This window comes from Sulfitobacter sp. SK011 (assembly GCF_003352065.1).
In the GTDB taxonomy this organism is placed as follows: domain Bacteria; phylum Pseudomonadota; class Alphaproteobacteria; order Rhodobacterales; family Rhodobacteraceae; genus Sulfitobacter.
The window spans coordinates 845,761-864,029 of sequence record NZ_CP025803.1 but is presented as its reverse complement, the minus strand read 5'-3'; the positions used below and the strand labels follow the sequence as shown (position 1 = coordinate 864,029).

The 18,269-nt window shown below is 57.3% G+C and carries 16 protein-coding genes; 4 read left to right on the top strand and 12 right to left on the bottom strand.

The features are described 5' to 3' along the window. Nucleotides 1-14: 14 nt before the first annotated feature. The 10 genes from C1J02_RS04150 to C1J02_RS04105 all read right to left on the bottom strand — a co-directional run bounded on the left by C1J02_RS04150 (nt 15) and on the right by C1J02_RS04105 (nt 12,294). The gene (locus tag C1J02_RS04150; RefSeq protein WP_114877413.1) at nt 15-776 is read right to left on the bottom strand and encodes an SDR family NAD(P)-dependent oxidoreductase; all 762 of its coding nucleotides are present in this window, start codon (nt 774-776) and stop codon (nt 15-17) included. Next, the gene (locus C1J02_RS04145) at nt 773-1,768 is read right to left on the bottom strand and encodes an ester cyclase (protein WP_114877412.1); all 996 of its coding nucleotides are present in this window, start codon (nt 1,766-1,768) and stop codon (nt 773-775) included. The genes C1J02_RS04150 and C1J02_RS04145 overlap by 4 nt, the downstream gene beginning before the upstream one ends. A 149-nt stretch (nt 1,769-1,917) precedes the next feature. Further along, nucleotides 1,918-3,246: a histidinol dehydrogenase gene (gene hisD, locus C1J02_RS04140; RefSeq protein WP_114877410.1), complete on the bottom strand. Its 1,329-nt coding sequence runs from the start codon at nt 3,244-3,246 to the stop codon at nt 1,918-1,920. Nucleotides 3,247-3,261: 15 nt separating this feature from the next. Continuing rightward, the gene (locus tag C1J02_RS04135; RefSeq protein WP_114877408.1) at nt 3,262-3,789 is read right to left on the bottom strand and encodes an ester cyclase; all 528 of its coding nucleotides are present in this window, start codon (nt 3,787-3,789) and stop codon (nt 3,262-3,264) included. Between the two features lie 31 nt (nt 3,790-3,820). After that, on the bottom strand, nt 3,821-4,981 hold the full coding sequence (locus C1J02_RS04130; protein WP_114877406.1) for a carbohydrate ABC transporter permease: 1,161 nt from the start codon (nt 4,979-4,981) through the stop codon (nt 3,821-3,823). A 52-nt stretch (nt 4,982-5,033) separates the two neighbouring features. After that, complete coding sequence (locus C1J02_RS04125; RefSeq protein WP_114877404.1) at nt 5,034-6,059, bottom strand: carbohydrate ABC transporter permease; 1,026 nt, start codon at nt 6,057-6,059, stop codon at nt 5,034-5,036. A gap of 160 nt (nt 6,060-6,219) precedes the next feature. Beyond that, a complete protein-coding gene (locus C1J02_RS04120) occupies nt 6,220-7,437 on the bottom strand; it encodes an ABC transporter substrate-binding protein (protein ID WP_254693197.1) in 1,218 nt (405 codons plus the stop codon). A 92-nt stretch (nt 7,438-7,529) separates the two neighbouring features. Further along, a complete protein-coding gene (locus tag C1J02_RS04115; protein WP_114880363.1) occupies nt 7,530-8,579 on the bottom strand; it encodes an ABC transporter ATP-binding protein in 1,050 nt (349 codons plus the stop codon). 229 nt (nt 8,580-8,808) lie between these two features. Then, nucleotides 8,809-10,992 (bottom strand): thiamine pyrophosphate-dependent enzyme, encoded by a 2,184-nt coding sequence (locus C1J02_RS04110; protein WP_114877402.1) that lies wholly within the window; start codon nt 10,990-10,992, stop codon nt 8,809-8,811. Between the two features lie 78 nt (nt 10,993-11,070). Further along, nucleotides 11,071-12,294 carry an acyl-CoA dehydrogenase gene (locus C1J02_RS04105; protein WP_114877400.1) on the bottom strand — a complete coding sequence of 408 codons (1,224 nt, stop codon included), beginning with the start codon at nt 12,292-12,294 and terminating at the stop codon, nt 11,071-11,073. 99 nt (nt 12,295-12,393) lie between these two features. On the opposite strand from C1J02_RS04105, the gene C1J02_RS04100 reads away from it, so the two are divergent. Next, the gene (locus C1J02_RS04100) at nt 12,394-13,320 is read left to right on the top strand and encodes a LysR substrate-binding domain-containing protein (protein ID WP_114877398.1); all 927 of its coding nucleotides are present in this window, start codon (nt 12,394-12,396) and stop codon (nt 13,318-13,320) included. A 123-nt stretch (nt 13,321-13,443) separates the two neighbouring features. After that, nucleotides 13,444-13,857, top strand: coding sequence for a hypothetical protein (locus C1J02_RS04095; protein WP_114877396.1), 414 nt, complete (start codon nt 13,444-13,446; stop codon nt 13,855-13,857). A gap of 62 nt (nt 13,858-13,919) precedes the next feature. Here the strand turns inward: C1J02_RS04095 and C1J02_RS04090 are convergent, their stop codons facing one another. After that, nucleotides 13,920-14,585, bottom strand: coding sequence for an SOS response-associated peptidase (locus tag C1J02_RS04090; protein WP_114880362.1), 666 nt, complete (start codon nt 14,583-14,585; stop codon nt 13,920-13,922). 208 nt (nt 14,586-14,793) lie between these two features. Here C1J02_RS04090 and C1J02_RS04085 point away from each other — a divergent pair, with 208 nt between their 5' ends. Further along, nucleotides 14,794-16,089, top strand: a complete 1,296-nt coding sequence (locus C1J02_RS04085) for an MFS transporter (RefSeq protein WP_114877394.1) — start codon at nt 14,794-14,796, stop codon at nt 16,087-16,089. A gap of 70 nt (nt 16,090-16,159) precedes the next feature. Here the strand turns inward: C1J02_RS04085 and C1J02_RS04080 are convergent, their stop codons facing one another. Next, nucleotides 16,160-17,716 (bottom strand): bifunctional UDP-sugar hydrolase/5'-nucleotidase, encoded by a 1,557-nt coding sequence (locus C1J02_RS04080; protein WP_114880361.1) that lies wholly within the window; start codon nt 17,714-17,716, stop codon nt 16,160-16,162. Nucleotides 17,717-17,906: 190 nt separating this feature from the next. Here C1J02_RS04080 and C1J02_RS04075 point away from each other — a divergent pair, with 190 nt between their 5' ends. After that, nucleotides 17,907-18,257, top strand: coding sequence for a DUF952 domain-containing protein (locus tag C1J02_RS04075; protein ID WP_114877392.1), 351 nt, complete (start codon nt 17,907-17,909; stop codon nt 18,255-18,257). Nucleotides 18,258-18,269 lie beyond the last annotated feature (12 nt).

The window sequence follows — 18,269 nt, the reverse complement described above, 5'->3', positions numbered from 1 at the left end:
CGCACCCATAGCCATCAGTCCGCCGTCCAGCCGCCGTCGATCATCATCGACGTGCCGGTGACCATCGCAGAGGCATCAGAGGCCAGAAACAGGGCGGCCCCCATGATATCGGCAACCTCGCCCACACGCGGCAGTTTGATCTTGTCCATGATCCATGCAAGCCGTTCAGGGTTGTTGAACGTCGCTTCGGTCAGCGGGGTGCGGATGAAGGTGGGGCATATCGTGTTGATCCGGATACCGGCCTTGCCCCATTCCACGGCCATCGCTTTGACCATGCCCTGCACCGCATGTTTCGACGCGCAATAGACCGCGCGGTCAATGCCGCCGACATGGCCCATCTGGCTGCTGATATGAATAATCGATCCGGGCTTTTGTACCGCCATCAACGCGCGCGCTGCCGCCGCTGACAGGAAATACGCCCCCCTCACGTTCAGATCCATTACCGCGTCAAAATCATCCGGTTGGGTGTCGATTGCCGCTGAATGCCGCGCCAGTCCGGCCGAGTTCAACACGATATCAAATGGCCGATCAAAGGCCGCATCAATTGCGCCAAGGTCAGATTGATCGAGGCCAAGTGCTTCGACCGACCAGCCTTGGGCCGCCATCGCATCTACTGACGCTTGCAAGACATCCAGGCGGCGTGCGGCGCAGACCACATGCGCGCCCGCTTCGGCCAATGCCACCGCACACCCCAGACCAATGCCAGAGGATGCACCAGTGACAAGCGCGCGCTTGCCGGTAAGGTCAAAAGACGGTGTTTTGGGCAACTGGGTCAAGACGCCACTCCGGTTTCAGGGTCAAATCCGGGGCGTGCTTTGTTGAACTCGCGCATGCGCGCCAACACATCCACCCCGATCTGATCATACATGTGCAGCATGTCAACCAACACCCAGTTTTCGCGGATCAACCCGTTTTCAAGCCGCCAGAAATCAAGGCTGCGCATTTCGATCTTTTTGCCTGTTGGTGCAATACCAAGCCATCCGCCATGGCTGATTGACTGATACATGTCCGGCCATCCGGTGACGGCGGCGAACTGGCGGTCACCAAAAAAGTGGTAGGTGATCTCATCCACATATTGGCCCCGGTCGGGCATGCCCGCCAAGAACGGCTTTTGGTGCCAGTTGCGAAACCCTGCAATGCCCCGGCCTGTGCCGATGCCTGCCGGCCCGTACCAATTCATCCGAGGATGCCAAAAGCGCGGCATTTCCATCACCTCAGGGCCACCTTGGCTTGGGTGTCGTTTCAGATGTTCCAACATGTCGATGATGTGCTGGCAGGTCGCGCGCCCCTGATCCGCATCATAGGGACCGGGGACGATCCCATCATTGCTGGCGGGTCCGGGAATGTGCCACTCGCGGCCCAACGATGGCACCATCGGCCATGCTCCTGCCTGCATCATCACTTCCGGTATGTCCCAGAGCGCCTGCATCTCGACGATCTTGCCGTCGACCACCCGGTAAAATTCATGAAACCGCATGTGCACCAGATGCCCAGTCGCAGGGATATCCAACCAAGGCGCGCTGAACGTGCCGCAATAGAACCCGCCGCACCCAATCCAGTCGTTGCCGTCGGGCGTTGGCCCCGCCATCACTATGGTATCGCGCCGCTCCAGATCCGGCAGGGCATGGAAAAGAGGCCCATAAGCCTTGTCAAAATAGGCATCGACCCCAACCGTACTTTCGAACGGGTAAGCTAGCCGAAACACCACATCTTCGGCACAGATGTCATGAAAGGCCGCGCGCACGGTCCGCTCTTCGAAATCATACATCGCTGCCCTGAGGGGGGCGATGAGTGTTTTATGGTTGGAATGCCTGTCCATATCTTTTCTTTGTTGCCTATCTAATTCAGAGAATTTGAGAGGGTCGCCATTGGCCTCCGCTATGCATGGCGGTATCCCTTAAAACACGCGCATCTGCCCTATTCCGCCGCCTCACCCACCGGGGCCGCTTCACCATAGGGGACGTTCACACCCCCATACCGCCGGACCCGGACATTGCATTGCTCGGCATGGCCGACAAACCCTTCCAGCATACAAAGGCGTGATCCATAGGCCCCGATTTCAGCCGCGGCCGCATCGGTGGTGATCTTTTGATAGCTGTGCGTTTTGAGGTATTTGCCGACCCAAAGCCCCCCGGTATAGCGCCCTGCCTTTTTTGTGGGAAGCGTGTGATTGGTGCCGATCACCTTGTCGCCATTCGCCACATTGGTGCGCGCACCGAGAAACAGCGCGCCATAACAGGTCATGTTTTCCAAGAACCAATCGTCGCGGTCGGTCATCACCTGGACGTGCTCTGATGCGATATCATCGGCGACGGCCAGCATCTCTTCGTAGGTGTCGCAGAGGATGACCTCACCGTAATCTGCCCAGCTTACCCGCGCCGTGCCGGCAGTGGGCAGGATATCCAAAAGCCGGTCAACTTCGCGCAGTGTTTCTTGGGCCAGTTTGCGCGAGTTGGTCAGCAAGACGCAGGGGCTGTTGTAGCCATGTTCAGCCTGCCCCAGAAGGTCCGTCGCACAGATTTCAGCATCGACCGTCTCATCGGCGATCACCATGGTTTCAGTTGGCCCCGCAAACAGATCAATGCCCACGCGCCCGAACAATTGCCGCTTGGCCTCTGCGACAAAGGCGTTGCCGGGTCCGACCAGAAGGTGCACAGGATCAATCGTTTCGGTACCGATGGCCATCGCCCCAACAGCCTGAATGCCGCCCATCACATAGATCTCATGTGCACCGCCGAGATGCATCGCGGCGATCACCGCCGGGTTCGGTTCCCCGTTGAAAGGCGGGGTGCAGGCGATGATGCGCGGTACACCGGCGACCGATGCCGTTGCCACCGACATATGGGCCGACGCGACCATAGGGAACTTGCCACCGGGGACGTAACAGCCCACCGATTGCACCGGGATGTTCTTGTGGCCCAGGATCACGCCGGGTTGCATTTCAATTTCGATATCCAGCATTGAATCGCGCTGCGCCTGCGCAAAGCGGCGCACGTTATCCTGGGCAAACTTGAGGTCCGCCATTTCGCGCGGGGTGACGCGGGCCATCAATGCTTCAATTTCACCTTGCGACAGTTTGAAGTTTTTCGGGGAGTAATTGTCAAACTTCTCGCTCAGCGCGCGCACAGATTTGTCACCACGCGCCTCGATGTCTTTCAGCGTCGCCTCAACCACGGCCCGTGTCTTGGCGTCATCTTCACTGCGCTCCGCGTCGGATTTGCCGCGCTTTAGATATTCAATCGTCATTTTCTACCTCGTAAATCATGCCGGTCGCGGCGCGGTTTTGTCGCCGCGATCAAAGGCTTCCCAGCCTTCGCCGTTGAACACGTCAACACCAAGCTGTGCCAACACATGCGGAAAATCGACCATCACCCAATTGTCGGAAATGCGGCCATCCTCGACTTTCCAAAAATCCATGTACCTGATTTCCACCCGCTTGCCTGTGGGGTCGATACCCATGAATTTGCCAGAATGGGTGGCTTCCTGGCGGCCAAAGGCAGCCGCCCATTCGCCCATGAAGAGGCGCGCCTCGTCCACGCAAACCTTGTCCGAAAAAGCGGCCTGAAACGGGCGTTGCCAATTGTCCTGAAATTCGGCCAGCCCGGTCTTGGTGCCGCAGCCCTGATTGCCCATCCAGCGAAAGCTGTCATGAAAGAACGCACCAATCCCGTCGATGGTGTGATCGTTGAGACCATCCACCATGTTTTCGATCACTGCACGGGTTTCGTCCGTTTTGGACATGTCCGTGTCGCGGCTCAGCACGGCCTGCTCAGGGCGTGCGCCTTTCATGGCAGGCACCAGAATGTTGAAAAGAAATCGCTCATCCCTTCACCGCCCCGGCGGTCAGCCCCGACACGATCTGGCGCTGGAACACCATCACCAATAAAAACAGCGGTGCGGTGATGGACACGGCGGCGGCCACGGCCTCTACCTGATCGGTGGTTGTGGTTTCGCGGTTAAAATATCCCGCAATCGCCGGCACCATCGTCTGGTTTTGCGCGTCCAGCAACAGTGAGGTCACGAGGAAATCGTTATACCCCAAAAGGAAGCTGAAAAGGCCAGTTGTGATGACGCCGGGCCACATCACCGGCATGATCACCCGGCGAAACGCCTGAAAGTGAGAACAGCCATCAACGCGCGCCGCCTCATCCAACTCAGACGGGATGTTTTGAAAGAACGACCGCAGCATCCAGATTGTGAACGGCTGGTTGATCGACACAAGTACCGCGATCACGGCCCAAGGCTGACCATAAAGCGTGGGCGAAATGTCACCAAAGATCGGGCGCAGGATTTCGGCGGAATTGATGAACCATGGCAGATAGCCCGCGACCAGTACCGAATGTGGCAGGGCGCGGAAAATCAACGCAAGGATCAGCAACCAAAAAGCTAAGTCAGACCCGGACCGCGCCAAGCCATACCCTGCCAAGGTACCAACGGTCAGCGAGATGGTGACAACGCCTGCTGTCACCAACATCGAATTGAGGAAGTTGCGGTAGAATTCGTTCTCCGCCCAGACCGAAACGTAATGTTGCGAGGTCATACCAAGGACCGGTTCGCCCAAAGGGCCAAGCAGGCCGTTGATCGGCCCCATGATCAGCGGCAGCAATCCAAAGAAGATCAGCACGAACACAAGCGCATAGGCCGCCGCACCGACGAGCCAGCCAAGCACCAAAAACGGACCGGTCGCGTATTGCGTCACCAGCCCCGGCAGTTTGGTAAAGGCCCAGCGGATCGCGAAATAGAGCACAACCAGCCCCACCACGATATCCAGAATTGACAAACCATCGCCGTTGGCGCGGGTGGCGGGGCCCATGATCACGTCCCACGGGCTGTCTGCGAAGGCATCAACCGGGGACTTGAAGCTCATGATCGCGATCCACGCAATCGGGAAGGCAGCGATCACACACCAGAAGGTCAGGAATGCGCCTGAGGCAAAGCGCAGGCCAAAAGATTGCCGCATGGCCTTGGAGGTTGAACTCATGTCGTGGCGCTCCTTTGGTTGAAAGACGGCGTCGTGTTTTGTTCGACAATCATCAGTGCGCGCCCCCTTTGTGGTCACGCCAAGTGCGGCGCAGCGGCCAGATCAGCAGCAGGACAATTCCAATCATGGTCAACATCGCAGAGGCAGAGGCGCGGCTGATGGCGCGGTTGCCCGCATCGTCCGGTACCAGAAAATCATAGGTCAGCCATTGCAGCGAGATCACATGTGCCTGTGAGCGAAAGCCGACGATTTCCTCGAACACGCGATAGCAGTCCATCAGATGAATGATGGCGATAAAGACAATCAGCGGCATCAGGTGCGGGATGATCACATGCCGCAGACGTTGCAAACGGCTGGCCCCGTCGATCACCGCAGATTCCAGCGTGTCCATATTGACCGACTGCAGGCCCGCATAAAAAATCACAAAGGCAAAAGGGGCCACATGCCAGACGCGATAGAAATACATCAACAGTTCAATGGTCCAGGCTTGGGCAAACATTGAAATGTTGGTGCCTGTCCAACGCTCCATCATTGAGGTCAGAATGCCGTCACCCACGAACAGCCAATAGATCGACAGCGACCCGATGACCGGCGTGATAATGAAGGGCAACAGGGAAACAAAGATAACCGGGCCTTTGACCGACCGCGCCGCATTGTTGACCGTCAGCGCGATCAGCAACCCAACGCCAATCACCAATGGCAGCGTCAGCAGGGTAAACATCAGGGTGAACCGCAGTGCCTTCCAAAAGTCGATTTGCAGGATGTCACCCAGATTGCCGGACCCAATTGCCGCCCAGAATTTGTCCATCTGCAAAACGGACCGATAGCTTTCAAAGCCCACCCATTCGGTGATCTTGATCGGCTTGCCATCCTCACCAAGCTTGGGGACGTTTTTGACTTCAGTCACGCAGGTCTGGGTCAGAAATCCGGGTGTGCAGGTTTCCACCTCGATCGGTTCACGCATGTCATAGGTGTTTTTGAAACTCTCCATGAACACGCTCATCAACGGCAGCGCGATGAACAGGATCATCATGAAAACGGACGGGCCGACAAAGGCTGCAAAGGTTTTGAACTTCATGACATATCCCCTTGGTGGTTGCCGGCGCTTCGGCAGCAGATCGCGTGATCTTTGCGGTCTTGGCAGGGGGCACATTCAGGGTGCCCCCAACGAAACCCGCCCTGTCGGGTGGTTTGGCAAGGTGGGCTGGCCGGGGTTTCTCCGGCCAGCCGCGCGTGATTTATTTCAGAACGCCCGCTTCTTTTGCAGAAGTTGTGTAGGCTTCTTCGATGGCGGTCAGGGTTGCAGCGGCGTCACGATCACCTGTCAGAAAGGCGGGGATTTCGTTGCCAAGTGCAGTGTGCAACAGACCCATCTGCGTTGTTGAGGGATAGGCGGGCGGGGCCGGGTTGGCCGTGGCTGTATCAATAGCACCTTTGGCCAGCGGGCCCGGCACATAGCCCGGGATCAACCAGATCGCCGCCTCGTTGTTGGCGGTGACCATTTCTTCGTCCATGCCTTCCATCGCGACACGGAAAGCGGCGTCCGCGTCTTCATCGCTGATGTTGGTGGCAATCACGATACCGTCCCACCACAATGTCGTCGCAGGGGCACCGCCGTCCATGGCAATGGGTGCTGCGGCCATTTTCACTTTGCCGGCGACCTTGCTTTCGGCGGCATCATCCATCGCGCCACCACGGCTGGCCCAAAGGTTCGCCATGGCAATTTTGCCTTGCTGGAATTGCTGCTGCACGGTTGTGCTGTCGCTGTTCAAGACTTCTGGATCCGTGAACGGCAATGCCGCTTTCATCGTTTCCAGCGCTTTGATACCTGCCTCGGAATTAACGGCTGTGGTGTTGTCGTCATTGAACAATTGACCGCCAAAGCCGGGGTACATGTTCACGAATTCCTGTGCGAGGTTCCAGCCGGATTTCATCGTCGCCCCCAGCGGGTACTCGACCACGCCAGCCTCTTTGATCTTTTCGGCTGCGGCGTAAACTTCGTCCCATGTGGTTGGCACGGCAATGCCAAGATCAGACAGAATATCCTCGCGGTACATCAGGTGCTGGGTGTTCACCATCATCGCCACGGCCATGATTTTGCCGTCGATCTTGATCAACTGGTTCGGCGCAAGGTTCTGACCATATTTGGCAACCAGATCATCAAGCGGACGGATTGTTCCCGCATTCAAAAGCGGCGTGATCGTCCCGTTGGAGACTCCGCCGATCTGATAAAGCGCCGGGTTGGCCTCAAATGCGGCAGGTTGTTTTGTGCGGAATTCCTGATCAAGCTCAGCCTGAACATTACCACATTCGGCCATCGCATCGGTGACAGCTTTCCACGCCTCAAAGCCCGCCGAAAGCGATTTGACCTCGGTGGTATTTTCAAAAGCGCAGGCGGACCAGACGGTTGTGCCCATCAAGGACACGACGCCGGCAAGTGCTAATTTCTTCAACATTATGTGCAAACTCCCTGTTGCATGGTGTTGGGTGCATCTTGCAAGGCTGCACCCTTGGTTTGGCCCCCAAGATCAGGGGCAATTAATCGCATTCAGACGCGTTCACCTGTGGCACGATCAAATATGTGGCAGATGTCGGCGGGGACAGAGAATGAAATCTCGCTCCCGATATCTGCGCGGAAATCCTTGCCCGCCTTGACGGAGACCAGCTGTCCACCTGCACGCACGGCCAGCATGACCGCGTCTCCCAAAAGTTCGATGGTATAAATTGGTGCGGTGATCTGGCCTTTGTTGCCTGTCGGGGTCACTTCGGCATCCTCGGCGCGGAAACCCAACGTGACCTCGCAGTCAGCAGCCTTCAGGCCTTTGATTTCAACATTCTTGCCCTTAAAGGTGCCGCCGCTGATCGTGCCGTCCATCAGGTTCATCGCAGGTGAGCCGATAAAGGACGCAACGAAGGTATTCGCCGGATTGTCGTAAATCTCGGTCGGGGTGCCGACTTGCTGGACCTTGCCCTGTTTCATCACCACCACGCGATCGGCAAGGGTCATCGCCTCGATCTGATCGTGGGTCACATAAACGGTGGTGACCTTGAGTTCATGGCTGAGGTTCTTGATCTGTGCGCGGGTTGAAACCCGAAGTTTTGCGTCGAGGTTCGACAGTGGTTCGTCCATCAGGAACACATTTGGTTCCCGCACAATGGCGCGTGCCAGTGCGACACGCTGGCGCTGACCGCCTGACAGTTCGGCGGGTTTGCGGTGCAGGAATTCGTCCAGTTCCACCATCGCAGAAGCGCGGCGCACGCGTTCATCATGATCCGCCTCGGGCACCTTGCGGACCTTGAGCGGGAACCGGATATTCTCATACACGTTCATGTGCGGATAAAGACCGTAGGATTGGAACACCATCGCCACATCGCGGTCTTTTGGGTCCAGATCATTGACGACCTTGCCGTCGATCAGGATATCGCCTTCGGTGATGTCCTCAAGGCCCGCAATCATCCGCATCGTCGTTGTCTTGCCACAGCCTGACGGGCCAAGCAGAACCAGAAATTCCTCGTCCGCGATGGTCAGATCGAAATTCTCGACCCCCACAAAGCTGCCCCAACGCTTGTTGATGTTGCGCAGTTGAATTTCAGCCATGTGATCCCCCTGATCCCCGCCAAAGCGCGGCGTATCCTTACGGTGGGTCAAGTTCGGAAATTTTACAACAGATTTTTGCACACGTGTGCAAAAAATAGAAAAAGCTGAGCATAGGGAGCGGTAAGTGGTTGAATTGAGGCAAAAATCCATTGGAGCTTTGTCGCGAATTTCGAGTCATATAAGCAATGATTTGGGGTTGTGAGGCGCGCAAGCGCGAATCAGACGCCCGTCATTCTCTGCTCAAAAGAGCCTGCGCAGCGGCCACAATGCCAGCCCGTGACGGCAGCGTTGCCCCATATGCCGGACCGGTTGCGATAAAGCTGTCTTCGGCGGTCAACCGGGCCATCCGGGTGATCCCCTCTTCGGCAAAAAGCGCCATAAGTGCCTCTGCCTGCCCCCCGGTTCGACGGCATTCATCAACGATCAAAACAGGGCGCGCGCCGATCGCAGCGCGCAACGCATCAACCGGCAGAGGGGCCAGCCACCGCAGATCGATCACCCGTGCATCCACTCCGGCCGCTGCCAGATCATATTGTGCCTGACGGCTGAGGTAGTGGCCATTGCCGTAGGTGACGATAACAAGGTCGTCCCCATCGCCGTGCACCCCAACATCGCCCAATGCGATGCGACGGTCCGGTGCCGGATAGGTCCGCATCCATCCGCCATCGCCCGGTTCCAGCAGGTCGCGCATTGGATAAAGCGCAATGGGTTCAACGAAGACCACAACACGCTGTTCCTCGCGGGCAAGGCGGTGCGCCTCGCGCAGCATCAATGCGGCATCCTCTCCGGTTGAGGGGCAGGCGATGATCAGCCCCGGAATATCGCGCAGAACGGCGAGGGAATTGTCGTTATGAAAGTGTCCGCCAAAGCCTTTTTGATATCCCAGACCAGCAATGCGCAGCACCATCGGGTTGGTCCATTGACCATTTGAGAAAAACGGCAGCGTTGCCGCCTCGCCGCGCAGCTGATCCTCGGCGTTGTGCAGATAGGCCAGAAACTGAATTTCCGGCATCGGGATAAAGCCGTTGTGGGCCATGCCGATGGCGAGGCCCAGAATGCTTTGTTCATCCAGAAGCGTGTCAATGACGCGCGCCGGGCCAAAGCGGGCGTGCAGCTTTTGTGTTACCCCGTAAACGCCCCCCTTACGGCCCACATCTTCGCCCATCAAAAGTGTCTCGGGGTAGGACAGCATCAGGTCATGCAGCGCCCAGTTGATCAGACGTGACATCGGTTGGGCTGTGTCCATCTGCGCCATGTCACCGCCAAAGGCCACCTGACGTGCCTCGGTCGTGGGGCCATTGCTTGGTGCGTTGCGGCGGGGCGGCGGGATCAGGCTGGCCATTACGTCGCCCGCGGTTTTCAGGCGCGGGATTTCGGCCATTTCATTGGCCGCCTCTGCAACATCTGCAAGTGTTTGTTCATAGATCGCCAATGCCTCTGGCGCGGTCGTCGCACCTGATGCCACCAAAGCGCCCACAGAATAAAGCAATGGATCATGTGCCTCATCCGCTTCCACTTCGGCGCGGGGCAGATAAGATGTGACCACGTCAGGCCCTGCGTGGCCATACAGGCGCACGGTGCGCAGATGCAAAAACGCGGGTTTACGATGGGTGCGGACCCAAGCGGCGGCCTCTTTTGCGGCTGCAAGGGCAGAAAAAAGATCAAGACCGTTGCCTTCGAAATACTTCAGGCCGGGGCGCTGTGACATCGAGCCTTTGATCCAGCCGGCCGGCGTCTTGGTTGAGATGCCGATGCCATTGTCCTCGCAAACAAAAAGCAGCGGCAGCGGCACGCCCTGCACAGCGGTCCAGCAGGCGGCGTTGATCGCCCCTTGTGCGGTGGAATGGTTGGCCGACGCATCGCCAAAGCTGCACATCGCTATGGCATCGCGGGGCAGGATCGCATGTTCGGGCCGGTTGCGGCGCGCCAGGGTGATACTGTGCGCCGCGCCCACCGCCTTGGGCAGATGACTGGCGATGGTGGAGGTTTGCGGCGGGATCATCAAAGTCCTTGACCCCAAGACCTTGTGCCGTCCGCCGCTGATGGGATCCTCGGATGCGCATGCAAATGACAGCAACATATCCCGCATCATGCTCTGGTGGCCAAGCTGATCGGCCCGCGCGATCTGAAAGGCCGCATCCCGGTAATGCAGGAACGCGATATCATCAGGGCGCAAGGCATGGGCGACGGCCGCCATCCCCTCATGCCCGCTTGATCCGATTGTATAGAACCCCTGCCCTTCTTTCTGCATCAGGCGGCTTTGCAGATCGAGGGCTCGGGACAGCACCTGTGCGCGGTAAAGGCCCAGCGCATCCTCGGCAGTCAATGCCTGCGCATTCCCCTCAGAAGCCGGAAAATCCTGAGCGCGCACCCGCACCAGGAAATTTTCGTGCACAATAGATACGCGATCCATATCTGCCCTTGTTTGTTTTTGGCTTCAATTATTCAGATTGGCGGGGATGAAGGGAAAAATAGCCCCCTCATGCCATCTTCAGAAAAACGCCTGAAGCCCGGTTTGAGCGCGCCCTAGGATCAGTGCATGCACATCATGCGTGCCCTCATAGGTATTCACCGTCTCAAGGTTCATCATATGTCGGATCACCTGAAATTCACCGGAAATGCCGTTGCCGCCATGCATGTCACGGGCCATGCGCGCAATGTCCAATGCCTTGCCACAATTGTTGCGTTTCACGATTGAGATCATTTCGGGTGCCGCATTGGCCGCGTCCATCAACCGCCCGACCTGCAATGAAGCCTGCAGCCCCAGCGAAATCTCGGTCATCATGTCCGCCAGTTTCTTTTGAAACAACTGCGTCTGGGCCAGCGGCTTGTTGAATTGCTTGCGGTCCAGCCCGTATTGCCGCGACGCGTGCCAACAGAATTCAGCAGCCCCCATCGCGCCCCATGAAATGCCATAGCGGGCGCGGTTCAGACAGCCAAACGGTCCTTTCAAACCCTGGACATGCGGCAGCAAAGCGTCCTCGCCCACCTCAACATCTTTCATCACGATCTCGCCGGTGATTGAGGCGCGCAAAGACAATTTGTTGCCGATCTTGGGTGCGCTCAGCCCTGTCATGCCTTTTTCCAGAACGAAGCCCCGGATTTTGCCGCCGTGCTCTTCAGACTTGGCCCAGACCACAAACACATCTGCAATCGGCGCGTTTGAAATCCACATCTTGGACCCGGTCAGCTTGTACCCGTTTGCCGTTTTGACAGCGCGGGTTTTCATGCCCGCAGGGTCAGACCCCGCATCCGGTTCGGTCAGGCCAAAGCATCCGATCCATTCACCGCTGCACAATTTGGGCAGGTATTTCTTGCGCTGCGCTTCGGATCCATAGGCGTAGATCGGATACATCACGAGGCTGGCTTGTACCGACATCATCGAACGATAGCCACTGTCCACCCGCTCAACCTCGCGTGCAACCAGACCGTAAGACACGTAATTGCCGCCCAGCCCGCCGTATTCTTCGGGGATGGTGATGCCCATCAGGCCCATCTCACCCATCTCCTTGAAGATGCCGGCGTCGGTTTTTTCATTGGCAAAGGCGTCAATGACACGTGGTTGCAGCTTTTCCTGCGCATAGGCGCGGGCGCTGTCCTGAATCATACGCTCATCTTCGCTGAGCTGATCCGACAGGCGGAACGGGTCCGACCAGTCGAATGTGCCTAAATCGGGGGCATCTTTGGCGCGCAAAACGGGGGCTTCAGCGTTCATGGGGTATCTCCTGACATACTGCGGATTTGGCCGCAGTATTGCAAATCTGGCATCAGAACTCTATCGCTGCTTTATCCTGTATTCATGAGAAAAACTCATATGATCGCGCCACGCCGATTCTTGCCGTCCATCTCTGCCCTGCTCGCGTTTGAAGCGGTGGCGCGCCTTGGCTCTGCGACCAAAGCAGCGCAGGAATTGTCGCTAACGCAAAGCGCGATCAGCCGCCAACTCAAGACTTTGGAGGATCAATTGGGCGTTGATCTTTTGGCGCGACAAGGGCGCCAGCTGACGCTGACACAGGCGGGGCATTCATATGTTGTGGAAGTCCGGGACATTCTGAACCGACTGGCGCATGCCTCTGTTTCGGCGCGCACGAACCCCACGGGCGGGTTGCTGAACCTCGCAATTCTGCCGGCCTTCGGCATGCATTGGCTGGCCCCGCGGCTGGCGGATTTTGCGCGCGCCCATCCAGAAGTCACCGTGAACCTCAGCACGCGATTGCAGCCTTTTGCCATTCAGGACAGCCAATTCGATGCCGCCATTCATTTCGGTCACGAAGACTGGCCGGGCGTGCATTATTTGCCGCTGATGCCGGAAACTGTTGTGCCTGTGTGCGCGCCAGACCTGTTGGATGCGCCGGTGTCGCAGGCGGCGGATATGTTGGGTCTGACATTGTTGCACCTTGAGACCCGGCCGCGTGGATGGGTGCGGTGGTTTGCTGCCCTTGGCGTGGATGGCGCGCCAACGGGCGGCATGATGTTCGATCAATTTGCCACGATGGCGCAGGCCGCCATTCACGGGCTGGGCGTCGCCTTGTTGCCGACATTTTTTGCAGAGCCATATCTGCGCGATGGTCAACTGGTGCTTGCTTCGGCGCAAACCACTCAAAGCATTGGAAATTATTATCTGGTCTGGCCCCAAGGCCGCGCCGAAAGGGCGGCCTTGTCATCCTTTCGGATGTGGTTGGCAAATCAGGCGTCCGCCAGTCTGGCCGATCAAGATGATAAGACAGCATCCGAGGCGTGATTTGCCAGCGCCAATCCTGAAAACCCTTACCGAAAATTGGCTGCTTTGCCTAAATTTCGCCTCAATTAACCAGTATTGAGAATTGTCTGTTACCGGGTGGGGCCGTTACAAGGAGCATTTGTCATGCTTAAGAAATTTAGCAAAGGTCTCTGCGCCGTTGCTGTTGCCACATCATTCATGGCCACAACCGCGCAGGCTGACACAGTCCACACAGTTCTGATCATGGATGGCGGGTTTTTTCCTGCCGTGACCTATGTGAAGCCGGGTGATTCCATCCACTTCTTGAATAACAGCGAAGAACTCATCACGCTCGCCAGCGCCGATGAAAGCTGGGTCAGCGAGGCCTTGGCAACCGATGATGACTATACGCTGCCCATCACCGCCAATACGCCGCTGAGCTTTGTCGCCACCTTCGAAGAAGCCGCGGTTTCCGAAGATGAAGGCGAGGTCGATTCGGAATACATCGCACTGGACACCGTGGTGATGGAAGGCGCTGTGTCCTTTGACACCGCACCGCTTGACGAAGACGCTGGCTAACGCCATCTGGCGAACTGATTTAAGCGCCCCGCTTGCTGAGTGCAGGTGGGGCTTTTCCTGCTTTAAAATGGTTCGATCAACTCCGGTCCGGATGCGCGGTTGGAATTGACCGCCCGGCCAACCCGGTGCCATTCCAGAACGTTGTCCTTTGATGCCCGCATCAGTGGTGCAGCCCCTTTGCCTGCCTCGCCCAACCACAGCGGCCAGTCCTCAGGTTCCAGAATGACCGGCATCCGGTGGTGGATGGCAGACATTGGCGCATTTGCCGCCGTAGTGACAATGGCACAGGTTGAGATTTGGTCACCATCGGCCTGACCCCAGTCCTGCCAGACGGCAGCAAAGGCCAAGGGTGATCCGTCCTGGCGGGTGATATACCACGGGTCGCGCGCGCCGCTTTCGTCTTTGGTCCATTCATAAAATCCGCTTGCCACGATCAGCCCGCGCCGGGCACGCACGGCGGCGCGAAAGGCCGGTTTCTCCGCGATGGTTTCGGCGCGCGCGTTGATCAAAAGCGGTCCGTCGTTTGGTTTTTTGTACCACGTGGGGATAAGCCCCCATCGCATCGCTGAAAGACGCCTGTGCCGCCCGTCATCGGAGGTCACCACAAACACATCCGTTGTCGGACATACATTGTAGTCTGGCACCTTGGGCAAATCGTTTGCGGGCGCTGCAGCAAACAGTTGAGACATTGCGTCATGGGGCAATGTCACTGCCATACGTCCACACATGTTTTGTCCTTTCTCACCGATGCCGCGCTGGGGTCTTCGCTTTTTGATGCGCGATCCTATGGTCTGACTTTGCGCCAGAAATCTCAAATTCATGACCCTGGTTGAGGGCACCTGAGTTGATCAGACCCACAGGGATTGGTTTCACTTTTATTCCATTTCTGGCAGACAGGAACAACGCTCAAGGGCCCATACATTGTCAGGACGCGATATGATCAGACAGTTCCTTCCCGTCACTGCGCTTTTGCTTGGGTCCGCTTTTTTGCTGTTTGCCGGGGGAATCAACAGTCTGATCCTGCCCATCCGGGGCACAAATGAGGGCTTCAGTGATGTCTCATTGGGGCTTTTGGGGACCGGTTGGGCCTTGGGCTATGTGTCTGGGTGCATCATGACATCGCCGCTTGTGGCGCGGGTCGGACACATCCGATCTTTTGGCGCAATGGCCGCAATTGCAGCTATTTCAATCCTTGTCAGCGCCATTGTGATCGATCCATGGGCATGGATCGCACTGCGTGGTGTTTGCGGGTTTTGCTTTGCTGGGGCCGCGATGATCGTCGAAAGCTGGCTAAGCGAGCAAGCCGCACCAGAGGCGCGCGGGCGCATTTTTGGCGTCTATACAATGGTCAACCTTGGGGCGAGCACCGCCGGTCAGATGATGTTGACGCTGGGCGATCCGAACGGTTTTGTGTTCTTTGCCTTGGGGGCAATTTTCTATTGCATGGCCTTGGTTCCGACCGCGATCAGTTCAACGAAAACACCGGCACCGCTTGTCTCGGTCAAGCTTAACATCCGAAGCCTGTGGCGCAATTCACCGGTCGCGGTTTTTGCGGTCTTCTGGGTCGGTGTCTCGAATGCCGCCTTTGGCACTTTGGCGGCGGTTTATGCATCAAAGGTTGGGCTGACGTTGGCATCAGTGGCGCTTTTTACATCTGTTCCGATCCTTGCGGGGGCGTTCATTCAGATCCCGGTTGGCGTGTGGTCTGACAAAACCGACCGGCGCAGGGTCCTGATCGCGGTCGCGGCGATTGCCCTGATCGCAGATTTGGCATTCATCCTGCTGGCCCCGGAAGGGCGGATTATTAACCTTATCCTCGCGGCCCTTCTGGGCGGTTCGATCTATGCGATGTATCCGGTGATCGTCGCCCATGCCAATGATCACGCCGAACCCGGTACGGCCATCCAGATTTCCGGCGGCCTGTTGCTCACTTATGGTATGGGATCCATCATCGGGCCTCTGGTGGCAGGATTTGCCATGTCAGGCATTGGTATTCGCGCCTTGTTTTTGGTCACCTCTTGTTCTCATTTCATGGTCATCGGCTATACGATCTGGCGGATACGCAAACGCGACAGTGTGGCTGACGCAGAAAAATCGAACTTCCAACCCGCCACTGCCGGGCGCACATCCACTTTGCAAACAATGGAAAGCAGCAACGTGGTGCGACGCCCGCAAGATCAGTTTCGATCGATCCGCGAAGCGACCAGGTCAAAAACCAAACCAGGCAAGTAGAATTGCTATTGAGATGAAAAAAGGCGCGCCCGGATAGGACGCGCCTTTGTCTTGAGACCTGTGTGCTGATTTACTTCATCACAATCCGGCCGTCCGTATAGGGTGTATAGGCACCGTTTTTGGCCAGAAACTCTGCTGTGACATCAGCCAGATCGGGGCCAAAATCATAGGCGTCTTGGGCGGTCTTGAACATATCGTACCCGTCGCCGCCGTTGCGGACATAGTTGTTTGAAACCATGCCGTACATCTTGGCCTCATCAATCGGCACACCGCCGACCATGACATCGCTGATGCGGCTGCCGACCTCGGCCTTTGGATCAAACGCATAGCTCAGACCGGCCACCTGGGGGAACCGACCTGCGACTTCCTCATGTTGGCTCACGCCGTTTTCCAGTGCGGCAATGACAGTGGCACCGCTTACAGAAAAGGTCGACAGCGTGTTCTGGAACGGCAGCACCGTCAGCACCTCGCCCATTGTCACCTCGCCCGCATCAATGGACGCGCGCAAACCACCAGAGTTGGCGATTGCAATCTCGACACCCTGATCCTTGACCCGGTCCAGCATCGCATCCGCCACAAGGTTGCCCATCGCGCATTCCTTGGTGCGGCAGTTGTCGCGCTCACCGTCGATCGCTTCGGTGGTTTCTGCCACAACTTTGCTACGGATTTCTTCCAGCGGTGCGGCCGCTTCGGCGATACGCGCAACGGTTCCCTCATCCTCGGTCACGGCTGCGTCCATGATCAAAGGCTCGCCCGTGGCTGCGGTCACATTGCCCGCGTCATCAAAGGTCACGTTCAATTCACCCAGGAATTTGCCATAGGCATAGGCCTGCACAATCGCTGTGGCACCCACCATTGTTGGATAGGGTCCATCGGCACGCTCGTTGGTGTTTGACAGCAGCGAATTGGAATGGCCGCCCACAATCACGTCAACACCTGTGGTTTCTGCGGCAACCCTTTGGTCCGTCAGATAGCCAGAGTGGCTGAGCACGATGATCTTGTTCACGCCCTCGGCGGTCAGCTTGTCAACCTCGCCTTGCACGGCGGCAACGGGATCGGAGAACGTGACATTATCACCGGGTGACGCCAGTTCATCTGTGTCCTCAGGTGTCAGGCCAATCAGGCCGATTTTTTCACCACCGCGTTCGATCACTGTGGATTTCGCCAGCTTGTCCGCCAAAAGCGGTTCTGCCGACACATCCGCGTTCGACATCAGCACCGGAAAGTTAACCGCATCCATGAATCCGCGCAAAACTTCGGGGCCGTCATCAAATTCGTGGTTGCCCACGGTCATCGCGTCATAGCCCATCTGGTTCATCATCTCAGCAGCGAGGGCACCTTTGTAATAGGTGTAAAAGAGCGTGCCTTGAAACTGATCGCCGCCATCCACCAGAATGGCGTTATTGGTGCGCGCGCGCGCTTCTGTGATCGCGGTTTGCAAACGACCGGAACCGCCAAAACATTCACCTGCGGTGTTGTCCTCGGCTGAACATGGTCCGTCATATTTGCTGATTGGTTCAAAGCGGGCATGGAAGTCGTTGGTGTGCAGAATGGTCAGGCTGTAGTCGGCAGCGGCCATACCACTGGTCAAGGCCAGCGCCGCCGTGGCTGTTAGGAATCGTTTCATCGGTTTTCCCCCGTTGGAATGTGATGTTGGCATGGTGGCGATTGCTGTGCCTCGAGTCAAAGCAGTTGTTGGCCGCATGTCGCCTCTCGCTACGTCAAGCTCGGGGGTGCCCGGACCTTGCCAGAGTATCAGGCGAATTTCAGCTTGCCCGCTCTTGACGGCCACCAGGGTCCGGTCCATCACTTGGGACATGTTGATTTTCAAAATATTTCGGTCTGATGAATGGGCTGCATTGCGCAAAAATGGTGAAACACCCGGTGCGCCGATTGATATCGCTGATGGCTATGTGCATTTTTCAACAGCCCAACAGGTTGAGGAAACAGCAGCCAAGCATTTCGCTGATGCTCCGGGGTTGTTTTTGATCGCCGTGGATGCGGATTTAGCCGGCAGTGCGCTCAAGTGGGAAAAGTCACGCGGTGACGCGCTTTTCCCGCATCTCTATCGAAAGTTGGCCCTGGCTGATGTCGTCTGGGCGCAGCCTTTGCCGATTGAGAAAGGCGTGCACCAGTTTCCGGTGGGTCTGGCAGAGGCCAGCGCGTAGTGGCGCAGGCCT

What these genes read in the sequence shown, in the direction of transcription:
- C1J02_RS04145 (WP_114877412.1), bottom strand. Translation starts at nt 1,768, where the DNA reads ATGTATGATTTCGAAGAGCGGACCGTGCGCGCGGCCTTTCATGACATC.
- hisD (WP_114877410.1), bottom strand. Translation starts at nt 3,246, where the DNA reads ATGACGATTGAATATCTAAAGCGCGGCAAATCCGACGCGGAGCGCAGT.
- C1J02_RS04135 (WP_114877408.1), bottom strand. Translation starts at nt 3,789, where the DNA reads ATGAAAGGCGCACGCCCTGAGCAGGCCGTGCTGAGCCGCGACACGGAC.
- C1J02_RS04130 (WP_114877406.1), bottom strand. Translation starts at nt 4,981, where the DNA reads ATGAGTTCAACCTCCAAGGCCATGCGGCAATCTTTTGGCCTGCGCTTT.
- C1J02_RS04125 (WP_114877404.1), bottom strand. Translation starts at nt 6,059, where the DNA reads ATGAAGTTCAAAACCTTTGCAGCCTTTGTCGGCCCGTCCGTTTTCATG.
- C1J02_RS04120 (WP_254693197.1), bottom strand. Translation starts at nt 7,437, where the DNA reads ATGTTGAAGAAATTAGCACTTGCCGGCGTCGTGTCCTTGATGGGCACA.
- C1J02_RS04115 (WP_114880363.1), bottom strand. Translation starts at nt 8,579, where the DNA reads ATGGCTGAAATTCAACTGCGCAACATCAACAAGCGTTGGGGCAGCTTT.
- C1J02_RS04110 (WP_114877402.1), bottom strand. Translation starts at nt 10,992, where the DNA reads ATGGATCGCGTATCTATTGTGCACGAAAATTTCCTGGTGCGGGTGCGC.
- C1J02_RS04105 (WP_114877400.1), bottom strand. Translation starts at nt 12,294, where the DNA reads ATGAACGCTGAAGCCCCCGTTTTGCGCGCCAAAGATGCCCCCGATTTA.
- C1J02_RS04100 (WP_114877398.1), top strand. Translation starts at nt 12,394, where the DNA reads ATGATCGCGCCACGCCGATTCTTGCCGTCCATCTCTGCCCTGCTCGCG.
- C1J02_RS04095 (WP_114877396.1), top strand. Translation starts at nt 13,444, where the DNA reads ATGCTTAAGAAATTTAGCAAAGGTCTCTGCGCCGTTGCTGTTGCCACA.
- C1J02_RS04090 (WP_114880362.1), bottom strand. Translation starts at nt 14,585, where the DNA reads ATGTGTGGACGTATGGCAGTGACATTGCCCCATGACGCAATGTCTCAA.
- C1J02_RS04085 (WP_114877394.1), top strand. Translation starts at nt 14,794, where the DNA reads ATGATCAGACAGTTCCTTCCCGTCACTGCGCTTTTGCTTGGGTCCGCT.
- C1J02_RS04080 (WP_114880361.1), bottom strand. Translation starts at nt 17,716, where the DNA reads ATGAAACGATTCCTAACAGCCACGGCGGCGCTGGCCTTGACCAGTGGT.
- C1J02_RS04075 (WP_114877392.1), top strand. Translation starts at nt 17,907, where the DNA reads ATGTTGATTTTCAAAATATTTCGGTCTGATGAATGGGCTGCATTGCGC.